Below are 19,749 nucleotides of genomic sequence, written 5' to 3'. Positions count from 1 at the left end.
CGCAACCTGGCGCACCGGCTCCCTAGCGTAGGGAGCGGGGCACGCGCCGCGCATGGCACGGACGGACCATTTCGGCCTCACCCTTACGGCGCTTCCGCGCCACCCCCACCCTGCTGGACCCGCCCCGTGTAGATGTCGGCCTCGGGGGGCAGCTCCACGGAGACCGGCGCCCCGAAGCCGTACAGCAGCATCGTCGACACCACCGCGACCGCCGGTCCCTCGGTGGCGAAGGTGAAGCGGTGGCGGACCTTCCGCAGCAGCCCCTCGTCGTCCAGGAAGGCGTCGAAGGGCACCGCGTCCGTGCGGAACCCCTTCGCCGCAGCGGCCAACGCCCCGCGCGACGTCGCCGAGGCCGCCCGCGCCGCACGCCCGAGGTCCGCGGTCCCCCGGTAGTGCCGGACCGCCACCCCTGCCAGCTCCGTCCGGCCGACGTACGTCACCTCGGCCGCACCACGCAGCAGTTCCACCGAAGCGGTCGGATCGGTGACGCCGCCGGTGACCAGATTTCCGTCCTCCAGCGCCGTCGTGTCGATCCGCACCCACTTGTCGTCGGGCACCCCTGCCCCACGGTTCTTCATGTACAGCGCACCGGGCGCCAGCAGCTCCGTGATCGGCCGGTGCTCGTCGGCCCCGGCGGCATCCTTCGGCAGGACCACCTCGATCCGGCCCAGCTGCCTGCGGAAGTCGTACGCGCCCTCACCCCTGATCGTCACCCGGGTCCCGCCGGCCGCGGTCTCCATCGACGTGTGCGTCTCGGCGCTGCCCGCTCCGGCCAGCGCCCCGGCAGCCTTGCGGACCACGGCCACCGGGGTGCCCGCCGGACCGTCCCGGGCCACCGCGCGCCCGCCGGCCCCTTCACCGCCGCCCGTGCCGGTACACCCGCTGCCCACCGTCATCACACCTGCGACCGCCAGGGCACACACAGCCAGTGCCCCGCCTCCGCACCTGTGCTGCTGCACCACCATCGCCTGCCAACCCCCAACGACGTACACCTGACCGAGTTCCCGCCCGCCTCGCCTAACGACGGCCGGGGCGCCCCGTCACGCCGAGGCGTCCCTTCCGGAAACCGATCGGCCCACTCCGTGACCCGCGCACGACGATCCCGGTACCGTGGAAGCGTGTATCAGGACCCCTCGGACTCCCCCGTCCACAGCCCTGCTCCGGCGCACAGCATCACGACCGTCGAACGGGGCTCGTTCTGTCTGGCGCGCTGCGGCTGCGGCTGGTCGGGACCGGCCAGACGCTCACGCGACAGGGCCCGGACGGACGCGGCGGAACACCGGTCTTGCCTGGGCGAGCCCGGTTAGATCGCCTCCCGGAGCCGCCGGACGACCGGCACGATGATCGGCCCCGCCTCCGGGAAGACCTCGCGGAGGAACGACAGGTCCTCGATCGCCTCGCTGTCCCCGGGCGCGAGCGCGATCAGCTCCTCGCAGCGAGCGGTGGCTTCGCCCCGGTCGAGCACGGCACAGGCGAGCACCAACAGGCCTTCCGCACCGTCGTCGTCACCGGCAGCGGCGAAAATGCGCCGCGCCAGCACGAAGCACGCTTCCGCCCCCTCACCGTCACCCGCCGCGCGCAGCACGAGGCCGTGCAGCATCTGGTACCAGCCGTCCGCCGGATCGAGCTCCACGGACCGGACGCAGTCGGCGAGGGCGTCCTCGATCCGGCCCAGGCGCAGATGCACGCGGGCGCGGGCACAGAAGATCCAGTCGGTGGCCGGCCAGCCCTCGGCGACCCTGGTGAGATCGGCGAGCGCTTCCTCGTAGCGGCCGAGCCGCTCGTACATCTCCCCACGGGCGCCGACGAGTCCCAAGGACGGAGGGTCCATCTCGATGGCCGCCGAGTAGTCGGCCACGGCCTCCTCGAACCGGGCGAGCCGCTTGTGCACCAGCCCACGGCAGGTGAGGGCCCATACGTACGTGGGATCCGTCTCGATGGCCGAGGAGTAGTCGGCCACGGCCTCCTCGTACCTGCCCGACGACCGGTACAGCTCGCCACGGCAGGTGACGATCCACACGTTCCGCGGCGCGATCTCGAGGGCCCGGGCGAAGTCAGCCAGCGCCTCCTCGTGACGGCCCAGGTCCGCGTAGGTACGCGCCCGGCCGGCCATGGCCCACGCGTATTCCGGATCGAGCTCCAGGGCGCGGTCGAAGTCGGCGAGAGCGTCCCCGTGGAGCCCCATGGTGTGGTGGGTCTGTCCGCGACTGGCGAGGGCCCAGGCATACTGCGGATCGATCTCGACGGCACGGGCGTAGTCGGCAAGAGCCTCTTCGTAGCGGTCCTCCATCTGGTGGAGGTGCGCCCGACTGCCGAAGGCCCAGGCGTACTGCGGATCGAGCTCGACGGCACGGGTGTATTCGGCCACCGCGTCGTCGTTGCGGTCCAGTGCCTCGTAGACCTCCGCCCGACTGCCGAAGGCCCACGCGTACTGCGGATCGAGCTCGATGGCGCGGGCGAAGTCCGCGAGGGCCTCGTCGTAGCGGCCCAGGTTCCGGTAGGCGTCAGCACGGCTGCCGAAGGCCCATTCGTCGTGCGGATCGAGCTCCACCGCGCGGGTGCAGGCGGAGACCGCCTCCTCGTAACGGCCCATCACCCGGTACGTCTCCCCTCGGCCCGCGTGGGCGCGCTCAAGGTCCGGAGCGATGTCGATGGCCGCCGCGTAGTCCGCCAGCGCACTTTCGTGATCGCCCGCGACCCGGAGCAGCCGGGCCCGGACCGCGTGAGCCAAGGCCCGCCCGGCTGAGCTGAGTTCGGAGGCGGTCAGCAGCGCCGTCAGCACCGCCGCATCCGCCCCGTCCTGCTCGCCCGCGGTCTCCAGGCGGTGCCCCCATGACACGAGGGCCGGCGCCCCGGTGTCGCGTCCGGCCTGACCGAGGATCTGGGCCCAGCGGCGCAACGTCGTGAGGTCGTGGTCCATGGCGTGAACGGCATCGTGCAGGGCGTCGGGAAGCGCCGTACGGGGGTTCGCGCACAGCCGGTGATACGTCTCGTTGAGCCGGTGCTCCCGCCAGGCCGTGTCTTCCCATCGGCTGTCGATGTCCGGGCCCGTCCCGGCCTCGGCCACCTGTCGCGCCTGCCCGAACAGGTCGGCGAGCTCGGTGTGCGACCGCTGCCAGCGGGTCGGCGACTGTGTCCGCCGGAGGCGCAGCATCGCGGCACGGACCACGTCGTGATAGCGGCACCGGCCCGCCTGGGTGGAGACGAAGGCCAGGCCGCGCAGCCAGGCGTAGTCATCGGCGGCCGCCTCCGGCACGGCCGCCCGGTAGACGTCCTCGTCGATCTGCAGAGGCAGCGCACAGGCAAGCGCGGCCTCGCGCCGCTCCGCGTCCGGCTCCCACTTCAGGAACCTCTCGACCGCCGTCTCGGACGGATCCGCGATCCCGCCGCCGACGCTCGCATCACTACGCGCCAGCATGTCGACCAGCAGCGGGAGCCGACCCGACAGACGCAGGACCAGCTCGACGCTCGGTTCGTCGGTGACTCCGTGAGTGGCGAGCAGGGTGCGGGCCTCCTCCTCGGTGAACACCTCCAGAGACACCTCGGTGACCTGGCCCAGCCGGTCTCCCCAGACGCGGCTGTCCAGGCGCAGCTGTCCCGACAGCACGATCTGCACGTTGACCGGGAGACCGCCGTAGTCCTCGCCGAAGGCCATGTCGTGCAGCCAGGCGTCGAGCACGGGCCCGGTCCGCTCGTACACGTCGAAGAACAACACGACCCGCTCGCACCGCTCCGCGACATCGGCCAGGTCCTCCAGGAAGACCGGGGCGAGGGCCGCGAGCGGATTCATCACCAGCTGCACGTCGTCATGGCTGCGCAACCGCGTGTTGAGTGCCGCCCGCATCCGGTCGGCCGCGAGGGCGACCTGCTGCGGATCGACCGCGCCCGCGAAGGCCCCCACCCCCGGCACCATGCCCAGCCCGACCAGTCCCACCTGCGCCGCGACCGTACTGGACGGCGAGGCGGGCGGCGGTGCGGTCTCGGCCTGGCCGCCCGACGGGTCGGGCAGGGGGACGGGGGCGGCGCTGTCCGCCTGGTGCCTGCGCTGACGGTACGTCGCCAGCTGCTTGTCGAACCTCTTCAGCGGATGCCCCTGCCGGCCCAGCCGGACACTGACCGCTTCCATCGCCTCGAAGACGTCGTGCGCGTCGTCGTCGACGTACGCCGTCACCACGGAGGCCTGCTCCCGCGCCGTGGCCTCCCACTGGCGCACGAGGGTCGACTTCCCCACACCGCCGTTACCGCGTACGTGGAAGAGGAACGGGAAGTCGGGCTCTTCCGGATTCCTGGCGAACGTCTCCCGGAAGACCGCCAGCTCACCGCGGCGCCCCACGAACTCCATACGCTCGCGACGCCGATTGACTTCCTGCCGCGACGGCCGCCGACCGGCCACGTGCACCACCCCCGGGTTGTCCGGACATGATGCCCCGTCGTGGGGAGTGCGGTGAAGGAGACGGCCGAAGTGGCGGTCGGCCGCAGCGGGGCACTCTTCGGGACATGCGTGAGGGGGTGCCCCGCACACGGGACACCCCCTCGAATCCTCGGCCCCTTCGGGGCCTCTCCGCCTAAGCGGCGAGGTCCCTGTCGCCGGGCGCACCACCACGGCCGGAGTCCGTGCTCGGCTCGGGAATCCCGCGCGACTCGTCCCGCCCGTCGGTGACGGTGTCAGCCCCGGGCGAGCGGACAAGCCATCCGACCGCTCCGGCGCGGGCGACTGCCCCCACCAGAGGTGTCAGCAGCATCATCGCGAGCGGGGCGAGCAGCAGGGCCACGGCGGTGCCGAGAGCAAGGCCGCCGATCACGTCGGTCGGGTAGTGCACGCCCATGTAGACGCGGCAGAGGCCCTCGAGGAGCGCCAGCGCGATGGCCACCAGGCCGAACTTCCGGTTGGCCACGAACAGCCCCACCGCGATCGCCATCGCCATCGTCGCGTGGTCGCTCACGAAGGAGAAGTCGGTCTTGCCCTTCACCAGGACCTCGAGGCCCTTGTGGTCGAAGAAGGGCCTCGGCCTCTCCACGAAGCCCCGGATCGGAATGTTGATGAGCAACGCGATCCCGGCGGCGAGAGGCGCCCACACCAGTCCGGCGACCGCTGTCACCGAGTCCTCGATCGTCCCGCGTCGGCGAACGCTCCACCAGCACCACAGGACCGCCAGGACCATGGCGAACATGATCCCGAACTCACCGACGAACTCCATGACCCGGTCGAACCAGGTCGGAGCGGCCTTCGCCAGTCCATTGATGTCGTAGAGCAGGCTGACATCGAGGTTCGACCCATCGAGTGCGAGTCCAGCCATCTGCCGCGGCCCCTTGCCTTGTCTGCTGCTGCGACGCACAACGGCGTGCGTCGCCTTGGTCTGACCCCCGTGGTCGGTGCGGATTCAGTGCCGCGCCACGCATGATGCCGTCACACCGGTCGTGCGCGCATTCTGTCTCAGTCCAGGGAACGGCCTGTCAGCTGCGTACGTTCCGTTCTCCACCGAATGATCACCATGACGTTATCGAAGAGAGACTCATCACCGCAGCTCAGGGCCCGGACTTTACGGAGAGTTCCGGCCACGGCCGACTGCCCGTCAGCTTTCCGGGAGGGCGGTCGGGAGGGCTGCGGCGCCGTCCTTCGTGACCCTTGTCGCACCGAAGTAGTCCGGGGTGTCGATCTTGTCGAACCGGATCACCGAGCCGGTGTAGGGCGCGTTGATCATGTAGCCCCCGCCGACGTACAGGCCCACGTGCCGGATGGCCCGCGAGTTGTTCAAGTCGTCCGAGAAGAACACCAGGTCACCGGGGAGGAGCTCGTCCCGGGAGGGGTGCGCCCCGGCGTTGTACTGGTCATTGGCCACCCGGGGCAGCTCGATGTCGACCGTGCGGTACGCGGCCTGGGTCAGCCCGGAACAGTCGAACCTCCCGCCCTGGTCCGCCGTCCCGTTCCCACCCCAGAGATAGGGGGTGCCGAGCTTCTTCTGCGCGAAGTAGATCGCCCCGGCGGCCTGCTGCGAGGGCTGCACCCTGCCTACCGGCTTGGCGAAGCTCCTCTCCAGCGAACGGATGATCTTGACGTAGTTCTGCGTCTCGCTGATCGCCGGCACCCCCCCGGACTGGATCACCCGGTAGGCGCCCGCGTTGTACGCGGCGAGCATGTTGTCGGTCGGATCGCCCGGGACCTTCTTGACGTACCCGGCGATCTCACAGTCGTAGGACGCGGCGGACGGAATCGCGTCGGCCGGATCCCACACGTCCCGATCCCCGTCCTTGTCCCCGTCGATGCCGTGCGTGGCCCAGGTACCGGGGATGAACTGCGCGATGCCCTGTGCGGCGGCGTGGCTCTGGGCACGCGGATTCCAGCCACTCTCCTGGTACAACTGCGCGGCCAGGAGCGCCGGGTTGATGGCCGGACACAGGTTGCCCCACTTCTCCACCAGGGGCTGATACCGCGCGGGCACAGCCCCCTTGGCCAACCCGACAGCCCCGCCTGCCCCGGCGATCCCGGCGGCAGCGGAGTACGTACCAACGACGAGCAGGGCGATGAAGCACAGGCCCAGCCCGATCCCACCACCGACGAGCCACCAGTATTTCCGCACCCCCCAACCATCCCCCATTCGGGGACGGTTCACGACGCGATTCGCAGGTGTGTACGGGTGGGTGGGGGCATGAGGGGGCGTCAGGGGCGGCCACGGGGGATCAGGGGGCGCCGACGGACCAGAAGGGGGAGCGGATGTTGGGGCGGGGGATGTGCTCCATGCCCTCGTAGGTGGGGGCGGTCGCCTTGGTGGTGGACTCGGCTACCTCGGACTCTTCGACGCAGGGGGTGTCGACGCGGAGAAACGCCTGCCCTTCACCCCCAAATCGCAGACTGAACGTGTATCCCTCCTCAGTCTGCGCATAAATCGCCGGGAACTCTTCATCATTATTGATGGCATTAATCCGGTATCCACTTCTTTGCAAATGTCGGTCCACAATGCCCAGAAAACTGCCACGCCTCCCTGCCGAGATTACCGTCATGATCGTTCGCCTCCGGGATACTTCGCAACTTCCCGTTGTAGTCGGGCCATGTGTCCACCTCACCTGCGGATGGATGGCACGAACAACCCTGTCCAGGATTTCGTCGGATTGCGTGGCGGCCTCCTGCATGTTCACTCCACTTCCACCCTCCTCATTTCCGCAACCTACAGCCATTGACAAGCCCACAAGTGGGCTCAGCACAAATAGCAAAGGCCTATACCTCAACGCGGCTCCTCTACCTTGATCTTGTCAGCCCTGCCCGCCGCAATCAGAGCAATACTGTCCGCCGATACCGAGTGCGCTCCATCCCGGTCAAAGTATTGCGAGTGAGCATCGAACGAAACTCCATGTAGCCCGATCAGAGACGGCCCTTCGTCCGACGAGAATCGCGTGGCGCCGAACCCCTTGCTCGCAGGATCCTCGCCGAACCACAGACTGTCCCCATCCAGCAAACCCCCTAAAGCGAACCCCGCCGGACCAGCAACCGCGGCCAGGTTTCCCTGCAACCGAGATGGCGTCTTGGTCACCACGTCATTTTCAGCTGCCCCGACAAAAACGTGATCCCCACTCACTCCCAGATCTTCAGCACGATCCACACCCACACCCGGACTACCAACCAGAATAATGTCATCCACCCCAAACATTCCACCATCCGCTTGCGTTGCGGCACCGACCGTACGCGAACCATAGGAGTGCCCAATGGCTACCATGTGCGGATCTTCGTGCTCACTGGTAGCGGCCACACCTCCCATGAATGCACTGAACGATCGACCACCAATTACTGCTTTCCGGTCTCCCATGACGGACAAACTGTCCACGCCATCCGGGAATTGAGGGGCGTCGTATCCAAGCCAAGCAATCGTCGCACTCGACGAGTCAATATCTCGCGTGGCAATGGCGGTATCACGAGCACGCTTCAGGTCGTTCTTTGCGAATTCTTCATCCAGAGATGTTCCCAGCCCCGGAACATACGCCGCCACGTTCTTCGCCGCGTCCGGGTTTCCGAACGAGACGATCGCCCGCCCGTTTCCCTCATCCCCGATTCCCAGAAGAAACATCGGCGGCTCCCCAGGCTTGCCCCCCGCCCCCAACTGCCGTTCGATCTCCCGCAGTCCCGCCAGCTGCGTCACCGACTTCTCGTCGTCCCGCCCCTCCAACTTGCCGATCAGCAGCTGCAAGTTGTCCCGATTCGCCGCGTCGCGGACCAGAGCCGGGATCCCGTCCAGGTTGCCGATCTGGTCCGGGTACACCGCCAGGTACTCCTCGCGCTGTTCCTGAGTCAGCCCCGCCCACCAGTCCCGCCGCTCCGCAGGAGACGCGTCGCGTGGGATGGCGTCCTTGAGGTACGCCCCCGCCGCGTCCCTGACCTCCGTCGCGTCGGCCGCCGCGTCCTTCCACGTAGAGACCGGGACCTTCAGCCCCTCCTCCGCCCTCAGCCGGCGCAGGATCCCGGCGTACCGCCAGTCGATCTCGGCCGCCGCCCGCACCGCCCCGGTCACCCGGTCCGCGATGTCCTGCGCCTTGGCCACGTTCGGGTTCGGCGCGGTCAGGCCCGACGGCGGCACCAGGCCCGCCGCTCCACTGGACGACGCCGTGCCACCCCGCAGCGGCGCGCCGTCGATGAGCCCTTCGCCCGCCGCCGGGTACGTCACCGACCCGTCCGCGTGCACCGTGAACTTCAGCTCGGCCGCGTCGTCCAGCGCCTGCGCCAGCACCCGCTGCTGGGTCTTCAACTCGTGGGCCAGGGAGTTCAGCGTCGTACGGAGGAGGCCGCACTCGGTGTACACGTACTGGAAGTTCCGTCCCAGCTCGCGCAGCCGTGCGACCGCCGCCTGCGCAGCCTCGCCCTCCTGCGTGTCGCGGAGCCCGGTGAGCAGTTGCTGCTCGATGCGGTCCCGCGCCGCGTCGGCCCGGTTGCTCGACCTGCCCCAGCCGTCGGCCGCGCCCTCCAGCTCGGCGCACTTCAGTTCGCGTAACTGCGCCCACGTCAACGTCGGCGTCCCGGTCACCGCTCGTCACCCCCGCCCGTCCTCACGCCGGCGAAGGAGGACCTGACGGCCTCGTTCGTGGCGCCCTGCGTACGCGCGACGTCCCGCAGCTTGGCCGCCAGGCTTCCGCACTCGCCCTGCGCGGCCTGGATCCGCCGTTCCCAGGACTCCCGGACGGCCGCCAGCTCCGCGAGTGCGGTCAGCCGGCCGGCCCCCGCCATGAGCCCCTGGTGCGCCAGGCTCAGCTCTCCCCGCACCGGACCCAGCTGGGTCACCAGCTCCTCCGCGCCCCCGGCGGCACGCAGCCACGGCCCGTCGCTGTGCTTCAGCCTCGGCCCCCGGTCACCTCCGCCCGTAGGCCCCAACGGATCACTCAGCCCGCGCGCCTCGGCCACCCCGCTCACCCCGTTCCTCGATCACGGAGCGTCACTGTGTCAAACGCGGCGTACCCGACACGCCGGGGCGCACCGGCGAATGCCCCGAACCCCCGTCACCGCAAGGAACAGCCCGCGCCGACATCACCCGAACGCGCGACCCGGAACCGGCCGGAGGCAAGGCACCGTCCACCTCGACACCCACCGGACCAGCCGAAAGGGCCCCATGCCCACCGCAACCGCGACCCGCTTCCTCTACATCGCCCGGCACGGCGAGGCCTCCCCGGACGAGACCGAGCTGACGGAACGGGGCAGGCGTCAGGCCGCGTACCTCGGCGAGCGGCTCCGGGACGTACCGTTCGCCGCCGTCCACCACGGTCCGCTCCCCCGCGCCGCGCAGACCGCCCGGCTGGTCCGCGAGCGCCTCGGGACGGGCGTCCCCCTGCACGTCTCCGAGGCGGCGGGGGACTACCCCCCGTACGTCCCGCGACGCGACGAGTTTCCGGAGGAGTCGGCGGACCGGCTCCTCCGGTTCGTGGAGCAGTTTCCCGAGTCCGAACGCGACCGGGGCCCGGTGCTCGCACGCGCCGCGCAGGAACGGTTCACCGGGCCGGTCTCCGGCGACGAACCGCGCCACGAACTGCTCGTCACCCACGCGTTCCTGGCCGCCTGGCTCGTCCGGGACGCCCTCGACGCGCCCGCCTGGCGCTGGATGGGCCTCAACCACGCCAACGCCGCGCTGACCGTCATCCGTTACGCCCCGGGAAGACCATCCGCCCTGGTCATGGTCAACGACACGAGCCACCTCCCGACGGATCTCCGCTGGACCGGATTCCCTCCGGAGTTCCGCCCCTGAGCCCAGGCATGATCCACGCGCCGCAGAGCTCGCGGCAACAGCCCTCGCTGATCCGGCCAGGCATACCGCCGGGCGCCCTCTACCGCCCCGGCTACGACCGCGCCCCCGTCACACCACGTATACGTCGGTGCCGGCGCCCAGCACATCGAGAAGAGCCAGCGCCTCGGCCCCGGGGGACCCCGTCGGCGTGCTGTAGAGCACCAGGCGCTGGTCGCGGTCCGTGAGCGTCAGTACGTCGCAGTCGACGGTGATCTCCCCGACGACCGGGTGGTGGAAGGTCTTCGTGAGCATCGGCGCGGCCTGCACGTCGTGCCGTTCCCAGAGGCGGGCGAAGTCGGGACTGCCGTCGCGGAGTTCGTCGACGAGGCCGGTCACCGCGGCATCCGCCGGATAGCGGGCCAGGGTGGCGCGGAGCTCCATGACCACGTGGTGCCGGAACTCGCCGGCGTCGAAAACCCCGTACAGGGGCGTCGAGTCCGGCCCCGCCGGGCCGAGAAACGCCCGGCGCGCAAGGTTGCGGTCCTTCGGGGCGACCTCGGCGTAGTCCTCCATGAGCGCGGCCGCGAGGCTGTTCCACGCGAGCACCTCGAACGCGGCCGACATGACCAGGGCGGCCGTTCGCGGCAGCCGCTCCAGGAGCGCGAGGATGCTCGGGCGGACGTCACGCCGGTGCACCCGGGTACGCATCGGCGCGGTACCCGCGAGGACGTGGAGGTGGTCGGCCTCGGCATCGGTGAGCCGCAGCGCTCCCACGATCCCGGCGAGGACTTCACCCGACGGCCTCGGCGCCCGGCCCTGTTCGAGGCGGACGTAGTACTCCGTCGAGATGTGCGCGAGGACCGCGGCCTCCTCACGGCGCAGCCCCGGTGTCCGGCGCCGTGGACCGGAGGAAAGGCCCACGTCCTCCGGCCGGAGCCGCTCGCGACGACTACGGAGGAACGCTCCGAACTCCTGCTTGTTCATACTCCGAGTGTGCACGCTGCGCGGCGGCGGATCCTGGTACAGCCTGTGCCTGTATCCGGGCTGGAGGTCGGCCGACAGTGGCGTCATGACACACACCACGGTCAATGCACCCACCGTCAACGCACCCATCGGCCTGCTCACCGGCAAGGTCGTCCTCATCACCGGAGCCAGCCGCGGCATCGGGGCGGCAGCGGCCCGGCTCTTCGCCTCCGAGGGAGCCGCCGTCGTGCTCGCCGCCCGCACCACGGACGCCCTCGGCCGCATCGTCACCGAGATCCGCGCCGCCGGAGGCACCGCCGACGCCGTCACTCTCGACCTCGCCGACCGTACGAGCATCCGTGCGGCGGTCGACCGCGTCGAGGAGCTGCATGGCCGGCTCGACGGTGCCTTCAACAACGGCGCTGCGGGCCAGCAGCCCGGCCCCCTCGACGCCACGAGCGACGAGGACATCGACACGCAGTTCGAGGTGAACTTCCGCTCGCACTGGACCGCCATGACCGCCGAGGCCGCGCTCATGCGACGGAACGGCGGCGGGGCCATCGTCAACACGTCGAGCATCGGCAGCCGCCGCGCGAACCCCGCGCTCCCCGCTTACGGCGCCATGAAGCGCGCGCTCAACAGCATCACCGAGACCGCCGCCGTGTCGTGGGCCCCTCAGGGCATCCGCGTGAACGCGATCACCCCCGGCGGCACCGCCACGGAGATGATCGACGCGTGGGAGGCGGCGACCCCCGGCATCGTCGCGCACATGACCTCGTCGATCCCCCTCGGACGGATGGCCGAGCCCCACGAGGTCGCCGAGGCCGCCGCCTGGCTGCTCAGCGACCGCGCCTCGATGGTGACCGGCGCCATCGTGCCGGTCGACGGTGGCGCCGGCGCCTGAGGCGAACCTCGCGGCTCCCGCCCACGCAGGGCAAAGACGCGCGGCCGGGGCGGCGGCGGCACCGCAGCCCCGCCCGTCACCGGCCCTGGCGACCGCTCCTGATCACCGCCGAGGAGGTGCACCAGGAACGCCGTAGAGGTAACGAGTCCGTGGCGGCCCTCGGCGCGAGGGCAGAGGGGCAGAGGGGCAGAGGGAAAGTGGCAGGTGCCGTGCGGGGGGTCCATGACGAGCAGTGCCCGCACTCCTGCCAGTCATATCCGTAGGCCTCCGACATGGACGTGACCTCCATCGATTCACCGAATAGCTACACAGCGTTACGATAGGCCACTCCACTGACACTCCGGTTTTCCTACGCATTCGGCCCACAGCACCTTGCCGCCCTGCCCCGGCAGCCCGCCCCGGATCGGGTACGCACCCCAGCTCTCCGCACACTCCCGTACGAGCTGAAGCCCCCGCCCCCGCTCGGCCAGGGCACATGGCTCGTTCATCGCACCGCCGCCCACACCTCCGGCGAACGGCTCCGGAATCACCGGATTGCTGTCCCACACCCCGACCCACACCCGATTCCGCCCCGCCCCGCGCAGGCGGAGCGAGTACGGACCCGTGGAGTAGCGGTACGCGTTGGTGACCAGCTCGCCGGCCAGCAACTCTGCGGTGTCGATCACGTCCCGCATCCCGTGCACCGCCAGCACGGTCCGCAGAGTCGCCCGGGCGATTCCCGGCCCACGGGGATCCTGCGGAAGTTGCAGGATGTACACCCAGGGCGGCGTTACGGTGGCCAGAGCCATGGAAGTCTCCGTTCTCGGAGGAGCGTTGGGGTTGCGTGTCGCATGACCCGGTGACGAGGCCGCTCCGTCGAGCGGGGTACTTCCGGGCGGGTGGCCTGAGAGGGAGACTAAACTCTCGCAAGGATTACTTGCGCCGATTGACCGTAATCCTTGTACCGAACCACTCGTGTGAGTGACTCTTCGCAATGCAACCGATCTCAGCGGGAGTTCAGGATGACCAGCAGGGCAGCACCCACTGCACGCCGTGCACGGCTGGGCGCGGAACTGCGCAAGCTGCGCGAGCGTGCCGGGCTGACCACCACGCAGGCTGCCGTACTCCTCGGTACGAGCGCAGGACAGCTCAGCAACATAGAAGTGGCGCGCTTCGGCGTCAGCGCCGACCGTGTGCGGGTCGCTGCCCACGCATATTCCTGCACGGATCAGGCGTTGATCGAGGCCCTGGTCGACATGACGGGCGAGCGCAAGCGTGGCTGGTGGGAGGAGTACAGGGAAATCCTCCCCACGAAGCTCCTGGACCTTGCCGAGATCGAGCACCACAGCACGAGCCTGCGGGCCGCGCACAGCATCCACATCCCAGGCCTCCTCCAGACCGTCGATCATGCGCGTGAGATCTACCGGCAGGCCGTACCTGAGATGTCACCACCCGAGATCGAACACAGGATTTCGTACCGCGTGAAGCGACAGGCCGTCCTGTACCGGGATGGTGCCGCTCCCTACAGAGCCGTCATTCACGAAGCAGCTCTCCGCATGCGCTACGGCGGCCCGGAAGTCGCCCGCTCACAGCTCCGTCATCTACTCGCGATGGGCGAACACTCACATGTGTCCGTCCAGGTGATCCCGTTCTCCGCCACGTACTACCCAGGATCCGGCCAGTCCGTGTACTACGTACAGGGTCCGGTCCCTGCCCTCGACACGGCTCAACTTGACCAGTCCCACGGTCCGGTGTTCATCGACTCCGAAGCCCAGCTGGCCCAGTACCGGCTGCTACTCGAACGGCTCGGTGCCGCCGCCTTGCCGACGGAACAATCGCGCGAGCTCATCCACACCATCGCTCAGGAACTGTGAAGGACCAGAGATGACCACTCTCCACTGGCAGAAGTCCTCCTACTGCGCGCAAGGCGAAGCCTGCATACACATCGCCGCCGACCAGCAATCGGTCGCCCTCACCGAAAGCAGCGACCCCAGCGGCGCAATACTCCGGACCAGCCCCGACGCCTGGGCCGCCCTCATCCGCACCGTAAAGGAGACCCGGACCCGTGGCTGACGTCCCCGCCGACCTCACCTGGACCCGCGCCGCGCCCGAGGACGCGGAGGGCCCAGGGCCCTGGATCGAGATCGCGTTCGGGCCCGGTGGGTTCGTATACCTCCGTGAGACCAGCGCCCCTGAGACGGTCGTGACCACCACGGCGCAGAAGTGGGAAGCGTTCGCCCAAGGCGTCGTGGCCGGCGAATTCGACCACTTCGCCGAGGCAGAGGCCGCCTCTACGGACAACTGACCTCGACGCCCGCACGGGCGAACGGCCTCGTTCTGCACTCGGCGACCTTGGGCAATACCGTTTTTGAGGACCGGCCAACCGTTCGCTGAAGGAGTCCCTCATGTCCTCTCACCAGTGGCAGAAATCCTCCTACTGCGCTCAGGGCAACTCCTGCGTGCATGTCGCCGCGCACCAAGGCATGGTCGTCCTCACCGAAAGCAGCGACCCCAGCGGCGCGACACTCCGGACCAGCCCCGACGCCTGGGCCGCCCTCATCCGCACCGTAAAGGAGACCCGGACCCGCGGCTGACACCCCCCACCGACCTCACCTGGACCCGCGCCGCCCACCAGCCCCCGGACCGATCGCCCGACGCGGGACCGTTGCCCGGCCGGGGTATGCGGGGAACACTGGGGCACAGGGGTAACAAGCGCTGACAGGCCGGTCTTTGGAGCGTGCTGGTGGAGCTCTCGCGTCGTTCCGTACTCTCCGTGGTCCCCGCAGCCACGCTCTGGGCGCTGTCCCAGGCGCTGCGGGCGGAGGCAGCACCCCGGAACCGGAGCGAGCCGGGAGCCTCCTCGGACGACACCCACGCCCGCCTCCTCCGCAACACCGTCGCGGTGTTCGCCGGCACCGCCGAGTCCAACGCCCGCCCCGAGGTCGCGCCCAAGCTCGCCGCCCTCCGGGCGACGGCGCGCGCCCGGCTCGCCGCGATGGACGGGGCAGGGCAGGACGAGCTCTTCGCGGGCGTACCTCTCGGTACCAGCGACCCCAACCTCAGCGCGTCGTACCAGTACCTCTACGAGATCGCGCTCGCCACCTGCCTCGCGGGCACGGACGACACCGCCTCGGTCCGGCGCCGGGTCATCGACGGCCTGTCCCGGCTCCACGACGGCTGGTTCGGTGACCAGTCGAAGGGCTACTACGGGAACTGGTTCCACTGGGAGATCGGCATCCCTGCCCACGTGACCAAGACGCTCGTCCTGCTCAGGGACGAGCTCACGGCGTACCGGCCGGAGCTGGCAGCGACGTACGTCGCCTCCATGGACGGGTACCTCCGCAACGGCGAGGACGGCGACGTCGATCTCGACTCGCGCTTCCACACCGGCGCCAATCTCGCCGACATCACGACCAACCGGATCCTCCAAGGCGCCCTGCTCGGCGATGAGCCCCGCATCACCAAGGCCCTCGCCGACCAGCTGACCGTGTTCGCGACGATCGACCCCTACCGGCCGCGCCACGGCGTCACCGACGGCTTCTACGCCGACGGTTCCTTCGTGCAGCACGCCTCCGTCGCGTACACCGGCTCCTACGGCAAGGGCCTGCTCACCCGGATCGTCCAGACCGTCAAGATCCTCGACGGCACCGGCTACGTCCCCGACGACAGCCTGGTCGACGTCGTGCGGGGCTGGGTCGTCGACGGCTTCGCCCCGTTGATCTTCGAGGGCTGGATGATGGAGATCGTCAAGGGGCGTGCGGTCTCGCGCACCGGCACGGGGTACGCGGACGTCACCGCCGTCGTGGAGGCCGTCGTGGACCTCTCCGCGTACACGGCCGCCAGCGACACCGAGGCCCTCCAGGGATACGTGAAGTACGTCCGGCAGACGGCGAGGGCGAGCCTCGACACGACGGCCTTCGTCTCCCCGGTCAGCATCGCCCGCCACGCCGACATCCTGAACTCGCCCGTGCCCGCCCGCGATCTCGGCCACGCCGCCTCCCACACCGCGTTCAACGCGATGGACCGCACCGTCCACCGTCGCCCCGGCTACGCCTTCGCCCTGGCACGCAACTCCGACCGCATCAGCAGGTACGAATACATGAGCGGTGAGAACCTGATGCCGTGGTTCCAGGGCGACGGCGCCCATTACCTCTACCTCTCCGGCGCGGACCAGCGACAGGCGTACGGCATCGACTACTTCACCGCCGTCGAGCCCCACCGCCTCGCGGGCGTCACCGCCCCCGTCGAGACGCGGCGGAGCGTCCCCGAGCTCTACGGCACCCTCTGGTACGACAACCCGGAGCGCGGCTTCACCGCGTCCTCCGAGGCGCAGAACACGTACGTCTACTTCCCGCGCGGAACCCAGGCGTTCTCCGGAGGCGCCCGCCTCGGCGCCTACGGCGTCACCGGTCTCGTGCTGTCCGACGACGCCGCGTACGCCGCCCAGCAGGCGGGCACCCTGCCCGACGACTTCGTCGCGTACCGGGCGGCCGGTGCCACCAGGTCCTGGTTCATGTTCGACGACGAGATCGTCGTGCTCTCGGCGGGCGTGACCGGCCTGGCGGGCCGCGCCGTGACCACGGTGGCCGACAGCCGCATCGCCGCCCCCTCCTCCCCCGTCGCCCTCACCGGCGGCCTCCGCGACGGCTCACCCTGGCAGCGGACCGGGTCCGCCCCGCCGGCCTGGCTGCGGTACGCCGACGAGGGGCAGGGCACCGCGGTCGGCTACGTCTTCCTGTCCGGCCCGCCCCCGGTCGTCGCCCTCGACACCGTGACCCGCAGCCGGCGCCTCGTACGCCTCACCAACGCGGACACGGCGGTGACGAAGCAGGTCTTCACCGTGTCGTACGAGCAGGCCGCCGGAGCCCGGCCCGCCTCCATGGCGCACGCCCTCGTCCCGAACGCCTCCGCGCGGCAGCTGACCGCCTACGCCCACGGCGGCCCGCTCACCGTGCTGTCCAACACGGTCCGGCTGCAGGCCGCATCCCACACCGGCCTGGGCATCACCGCCGCCAACGCCTTCACCCCGGGGACCCACCGTGCGGGGCGCCTCTCGATCGACGGCCCGGCGTCGGTCATGCTGCGCTGGACCTCGGACGGCGGGTACTCCCTCGCCGTGTCCGACCCCACGACGACGCGGCGCACCGTGTCGGTCACCCTGCACGGCCGACTCCTGCGGCCCGTCTCGGCCGACGCCGGGGTCCGCGTGCGCCACGTCCCCGGCGGCACCCGAATCGACGTCACGACCCACCACGCCTACGGCCGCAGCTTCACGGCGACGCTGGCCGGGCGGCCCTGACGGCGGGTGGAAGAATCCGACGATGCCTTCATCCTCCGAAACGATCAACGCATCGGACTCCGGCACCTGGAAGCTCGGCGACCTGACGGTCAATCGCCTCGGCTTCGGCTCCATGCGCCTCCCCCAGAACGGTGCGGCGTTCGCCGACGGCACACCCAGCGACCGGGACCGCGCCCTCAGCGTCCTGCGCCGCGCCGTCGAGCTCGGCGTGAACCACATCGACACCGCCGCCTTCTACTTCTCCCCGCTGCGATCCGCCAACGAGCTCATCAACAGCGCGCTCGCCCCGTACTCCGACGACCTGGTCATCACCACCAAGGTCGGCCCCGGGCGGGACCCCTCCGGTGCCTGGGTCTGGGCCACCCCTGAGCAGCTGCGGGGCCAGGTCGAGGAGAACCTGCGCCAGCTCGGCCGCGATCACCTCGACGTGGTGAACCTGCGCCTCGCCCGGAGCCAGGCCACGGCATCGGTCGCCGACCACTTCGGCGCCCTGGCGGAGCTTCGCGAGGCCGGACTCATCCGCCACCTGGGCATCTCCCACACCACGCCGGAACAGGTCGCCGAAGCGCGGACCATCGCCCCCGTCGTCTGCGTGCAGAACGCGTACGGCATCGAGTCCCCGGCCGAGGACCACGCCTTCCTGCGCGCGTGCGGTGACCAGGGCATCGCCTACGTACCGTTCTTCGCCATCGCCGGTACGGGACGCGAGGAGGGCCCGAACGGTGCACCGGGCGATGCGGTGCTGGGTGTCGCCCGCAACCACGGGGCGACACCCGCCCAGGTGCGGCTGGCCTGGACGCTGCACCAGGGACCGCATGTGCTGGCCATCCCGGGCACCGGCAATCCGGACCACCTCGCCGAGAACGTGGCGGCCGGCGCACTGCGGCTGACCGCGGAAGACCTGACCCTTCTCGCGCCATGACCGGAACGGTGGGTGGGGACGGCAGGATCCTCCGCTGGAACCTCTTCATAGGCGGCCACCTGAGCTCATCCGTACCCGTACGCCTGGTCGAACGCACGGGCGACGGCCAGCTGGTGTGGCTGGAGACCGGCACCCCGATGTGGCGTACAGAGCTACCTCGCGGAGCCCACCTCCGCGACATCCCGCCCGAGGAACGGCCCGCTCAGGGCTACCCGGCGAAGGCCGCCCGGTGGCCCATGGGCAGCGCCCTCATCCACCAGCCGGCCGGGGCCGGCCACTCGGTCTTCTGGTTCTTCGGGCGGAAGAAGAAGTTCCGGGGCTGGTACGTGAACCTGGAGCACCGGGACCACCGCGGCGAGGACATCGACGTGGCCGACCACGAGCTGGACATCACCGTGTCGGCGGACCGCACCTGGAGATGGAAGGACGAGCGGTCGTTCGCACAGAAGACCGGCCACCCCGCGTACTGGTCCACGGAGGAGGCGACGGCGATCCGCGCAGAGGGGGAACGAGTGGCCCGTGTCGCCGAGTCGGGAGCATTCCCGTTCGACGGCACCTGGTGCGCGTTCAAGCCGCCCTCCGCCTGGACCACCCCGCCCCGAGGCCGGGCGCCCGAACGCACCGTGCTCCGGCCACCGAAGCCGTGAGCCCTTCCCCGCAGGGCATCTGATGACGCGTCGGGACGAAGCCACCGGCGCGCCCACGGCTCTCGAACAGCGCGTACGAATCCCCCGCGTCCGATGAACGCACCAACCGCACCCGGAACCCATGGCCATCGTCATTGCTAGCCGTCACACCCCGTGATACACAGAGTAACCATGCATATGCGGGCGGATTCGGATGTGAATCGCAGGTCAGGGCGGTTTCTCCGGTCAAACGTGCGAGATCCGGGTAAAGAGACCCGGGAAGGCGTCGTGCGATGCCGGTTTCATCAGCGAAGATAGAGGACGACCCGTGTCGCACCGGCACGGGCAGCGAACTACCCAACAGGGGCGGTGACTTACATGATCCTGGCAGCTGAAAAGGGCGACATCACCACCATCATCGGCGGAATCGCCCCGAACTGGGGGCCGTTCGGGACCCTGGGCAACGAGGCGCGCATCATGATCGAGGTGGTGATGGCGATCGCCATCCTGCTGTGCCTCGGCATCGCGATCTGGGGCGCGGCGAAGCAACGCATCGGCGCGACGGCACTGCGTGACACCTTCAGCGCGGAACAGGGCAAGGGCCTCATCGTGGCGGGGCTGACCGGCGTCTTCATCATCGGATCGCTGGGCACACTGTTCACCATCGTGTACGGAATGGCTGTCTGACCCGCAGTCACCCGACAGGCCCTGCCCCGGGCACACCCGAGTCCCCGTCCACCCACATCGTCCGTTCGTCGTGCCCACCGGCAGAGGTTGCGTCCCCTGATGTCGAGTCACCACACCGCCCATGCGCGGGATACAGCAGCGCTACCGTCGTACTACGCGGAACTGCACACGGC

The 19,749-nt window shown here is 69.8% G+C and carries 20 protein-coding genes; 11 read left to right on the top strand and 9 right to left on the bottom strand.

The window, feature by feature from the left end; genetic code table 11:
• Positions 1-83: 83 nt before the first annotated feature.
• Positions 84-965: an SCO4651 family lipoprotein gene (locus tag ABT001_RS28970; protein ID WP_351283440.1), complete on the bottom strand. Its 882-nt coding sequence runs from the start codon at positions 963-965 to the stop codon at positions 84-86.
• Positions 966-1,118: 153 nt separating this feature from the next.
• Between ABT001_RS28970 and ABT001_RS28965 the strand changes: the two genes are divergently transcribed.
• Positions 1,119-1,307 carry a hypothetical protein gene (locus ABT001_RS28965; protein ID WP_351283437.1) on the top strand — a complete coding sequence of 63 codons (189 nt, stop codon included), beginning with the start codon at positions 1,119-1,121 and terminating at the stop codon, positions 1,305-1,307.
• Here ABT001_RS28965 and ABT001_RS28960 read toward each other — a convergent pair.
• The 6 genes from ABT001_RS28960 to ABT001_RS28935 all read right to left on the bottom strand — a co-directional run bounded on the left by ABT001_RS28960 (position 1,304) and on the right by ABT001_RS28935 (position 9,391).
• Entirely contained in the window at positions 1,304-4,333 is a 3,030-nt protein-coding gene (locus ABT001_RS28960) for a tetratricopeptide repeat protein (RefSeq protein WP_351283435.1), read from the bottom strand. The two genes, ABT001_RS28965 and ABT001_RS28960, sit on opposite strands and share 4 nt — an antisense overlap.
• Positions 4,334-4,565: 232 nt before the next feature.
• A complete protein-coding gene (locus tag ABT001_RS28955) occupies positions 4,566-5,297 on the bottom strand; it encodes a phosphatase PAP2 family protein (protein ID WP_351283432.1) in 732 nt (243 codons plus the stop codon).
• Between the two features lie 276 nt (positions 5,298-5,573).
• Positions 5,574-6,596: a C40 family peptidase gene (locus ABT001_RS28950; RefSeq protein ID WP_502967542.1), complete on the bottom strand. Its 1,023-nt coding sequence runs from the start codon at positions 6,594-6,596 to the stop codon at positions 5,574-5,576.
• An 82-nt stretch (positions 6,597-6,678) separates the two neighbouring features.
• Complete coding sequence (locus ABT001_RS28945; protein WP_351283427.1) at positions 6,679-6,999, bottom strand: hypothetical protein; 321 nt, start codon at positions 6,997-6,999, stop codon at positions 6,679-6,681.
• Between the two features lie 221 nt (positions 7,000-7,220).
• Positions 7,221-9,008 carry an alpha/beta hydrolase gene (locus tag ABT001_RS28940; RefSeq protein WP_351283424.1) on the bottom strand — a complete coding sequence of 596 codons (1,788 nt, stop codon included), beginning with the start codon at positions 9,006-9,008 and terminating at the stop codon, positions 7,221-7,223.
• Positions 9,005-9,391, bottom strand: coding sequence for a hypothetical protein (locus ABT001_RS28935; RefSeq protein WP_351283421.1), 387 nt, complete (start codon positions 9,389-9,391; stop codon positions 9,005-9,007). The genes ABT001_RS28940 and ABT001_RS28935 overlap by 4 nt, the downstream gene beginning before the upstream one ends.
• Before the next feature lie 196 nt (positions 9,392-9,587).
• Here ABT001_RS28935 and ABT001_RS28930 point away from each other — a divergent pair, with 196 nt between their 5' ends.
• Positions 9,588-10,217 (top strand): histidine phosphatase family protein, encoded by a 630-nt coding sequence (locus ABT001_RS28930; protein ID WP_351283418.1) that lies wholly within the window; start codon positions 9,588-9,590, stop codon positions 10,215-10,217.
• Between the two features lie 108 nt (positions 10,218-10,325).
• Here ABT001_RS28930 and ABT001_RS28925 read toward each other — a convergent pair whose 3' ends face one another.
• Positions 10,326-11,180 (bottom strand): helix-turn-helix transcriptional regulator, encoded by an 855-nt coding sequence (locus ABT001_RS28925; RefSeq protein WP_351283415.1) that lies wholly within the window; start codon positions 11,178-11,180, stop codon positions 10,326-10,328.
• 85 nt (positions 11,181-11,265) lie between these two features.
• Between ABT001_RS28925 and ABT001_RS28920 the strand changes: the two genes are divergently transcribed.
• Positions 11,266-12,063, top strand: coding sequence for an SDR family NAD(P)-dependent oxidoreductase (locus ABT001_RS28920; protein ID WP_351283412.1), 798 nt, complete (start codon positions 11,266-11,268; stop codon positions 12,061-12,063).
• A 314-nt stretch (positions 12,064-12,377) separates the two neighbouring features.
• On the opposite strand, the gene ABT001_RS28915 is transcribed toward ABT001_RS28920, so the two are convergent.
• Complete coding sequence (locus ABT001_RS28915) at positions 12,378-12,851, bottom strand: ATP-binding protein (RefSeq protein WP_351283409.1); 474 nt, start codon at positions 12,849-12,851, stop codon at positions 12,378-12,380.
• 213 nt (positions 12,852-13,064) lie between these two features.
• Here ABT001_RS28915 and ABT001_RS28910 point away from each other — a divergent pair, with 213 nt between their 5' ends.
• The 8 genes from ABT001_RS28910 (at position 13,065) to ABT001_RS28875 (ending at position 19,576) form a co-directional block, all read left to right on the top strand.
• Positions 13,065-13,916, top strand: a complete 852-nt coding sequence (locus tag ABT001_RS28910) for a helix-turn-helix domain-containing protein (RefSeq protein WP_351283406.1) — start codon at positions 13,065-13,067, stop codon at positions 13,914-13,916.
• Positions 13,917-13,926: 10 nt separating this feature from the next.
• Complete coding sequence (locus tag ABT001_RS28905; protein WP_351283403.1) at positions 13,927-14,115, top strand: DUF397 domain-containing protein; 189 nt, start codon at positions 13,927-13,929, stop codon at positions 14,113-14,115.
• Positions 14,108-14,347, top strand: a complete 240-nt coding sequence (locus ABT001_RS28900) for a DUF397 domain-containing protein (protein ID WP_351283400.1) — start codon at positions 14,108-14,110, stop codon at positions 14,345-14,347. The genes ABT001_RS28905 and ABT001_RS28900 overlap by 8 nt, the downstream gene beginning before the upstream one ends.
• A 100-nt stretch (positions 14,348-14,447) precedes the next feature.
• On the top strand, positions 14,448-14,636 hold the full coding sequence (locus ABT001_RS28895; RefSeq protein ID WP_351283397.1) for a DUF397 domain-containing protein: 189 nt from the start codon (positions 14,448-14,450) through the stop codon (positions 14,634-14,636).
• Positions 14,637-14,785: 149 nt separating this feature from the next.
• Positions 14,786-17,341: a polysaccharide lyase family 8 super-sandwich domain-containing protein gene (locus tag ABT001_RS28890; RefSeq protein WP_351283394.1), complete on the top strand. Its 2,556-nt coding sequence runs from the start codon at positions 14,786-14,788 to the stop codon at positions 17,339-17,341.
• Between the two features lie 22 nt (positions 17,342-17,363).
• A complete protein-coding gene (locus ABT001_RS28885; RefSeq protein ID WP_351283391.1) occupies positions 17,364-18,263 on the top strand; it encodes an oxidoreductase in 900 nt (299 codons plus the stop codon).
• On the top strand, positions 18,260-18,910 hold the full coding sequence (locus tag ABT001_RS28880; RefSeq protein WP_351283389.1) for a ribonuclease FAU-1 family protein: 651 nt from the start codon (positions 18,260-18,262) through the stop codon (positions 18,908-18,910). Before ABT001_RS28885 ends, ABT001_RS28880 begins: the two co-directional genes overlap by 4 nt.
• Before the next feature lie 357 nt (positions 18,911-19,267).
• On the top strand, positions 19,268-19,576 hold the full coding sequence (locus ABT001_RS28875) for a DUF8827 family protein (RefSeq protein ID WP_015610155.1): 309 nt from the start codon (positions 19,268-19,270) through the stop codon (positions 19,574-19,576).
• The last annotated feature ends 173 nt before the right edge of the window (positions 19,577-19,749 follow it).

Source organism: Streptomyces sp. NPDC002793 (genome assembly GCF_040295485.1).
In the GTDB taxonomy this organism is placed as follows: domain Bacteria; phylum Actinomycetota; class Actinomycetes; order Streptomycetales; family Streptomycetaceae; genus Streptomyces.
The sequence above is the reverse complement of the archived record's forward strand: the minus strand, read 5'-3'. Positions and strand labels throughout refer to the sequence as shown.

Coding starts and splice junctions, on each gene's coding strand:
- ABT001_RS28970 (WP_351283440.1), bottom strand. CDS start 965: ATGGTGGTGCAGCAGCACAGGTGCGGAGGCGGGGCACTGGCTGTGTGT.
- ABT001_RS28955 (WP_351283432.1), bottom strand. CDS start 5,297: ATGGCTGGACTCGCACTCGATGGGTCGAACCTCGATGTCAGCCTGCTC.
- ABT001_RS28950 (WP_502967542.1), bottom strand. CDS start 6,596: ATGGGGGATGGTTGGGGGGTGCGGAAATACTGGTGGCTCGTCGGTGGT.
- ABT001_RS28945 (WP_351283427.1), bottom strand. CDS start 6,999: ATGACGGTAATCTCGGCAGGGAGGCGTGGCAGTTTTCTGGGCATTGTG.
- ABT001_RS28930 (WP_351283418.1), top strand. CDS start 9,588: ATGCCCACCGCAACCGCGACCCGCTTCCTCTACATCGCCCGGCACGGC.
- ABT001_RS28925 (WP_351283415.1), bottom strand. CDS start 11,180: ATGAACAAGCAGGAGTTCGGAGCGTTCCTCCGTAGTCGTCGCGAGCGG.
- ABT001_RS28920 (WP_351283412.1), top strand. CDS start 11,266: ATGACACACACCACGGTCAATGCACCCACCGTCAACGCACCCATCGGC.
- ABT001_RS28915 (WP_351283409.1), bottom strand. CDS start 12,851: ATGGCTCTGGCCACCGTAACGCCGCCCTGGGTGTACATCCTGCAACTT.
- ABT001_RS28910 (WP_351283406.1), top strand. CDS start 13,065: ATGACCAGCAGGGCAGCACCCACTGCACGCCGTGCACGGCTGGGCGCG.
- ABT001_RS28905 (WP_351283403.1), top strand. CDS start 13,927: ATGACCACTCTCCACTGGCAGAAGTCCTCCTACTGCGCGCAAGGCGAA.
- ABT001_RS28895 (WP_351283397.1), top strand. CDS start 14,448: ATGTCCTCTCACCAGTGGCAGAAATCCTCCTACTGCGCTCAGGGCAAC.
- ABT001_RS28885 (WP_351283391.1), top strand. CDS start 17,364: ATGCCTTCATCCTCCGAAACGATCAACGCATCGGACTCCGGCACCTGG.
- ABT001_RS28880 (WP_351283389.1), top strand. CDS start 18,260: ATGACCGGAACGGTGGGTGGGGACGGCAGGATCCTCCGCTGGAACCTC.
- ABT001_RS28875 (WP_015610155.1), top strand. CDS start 19,268: ATGATCCTGGCAGCTGAAAAGGGCGACATCACCACCATCATCGGCGGA.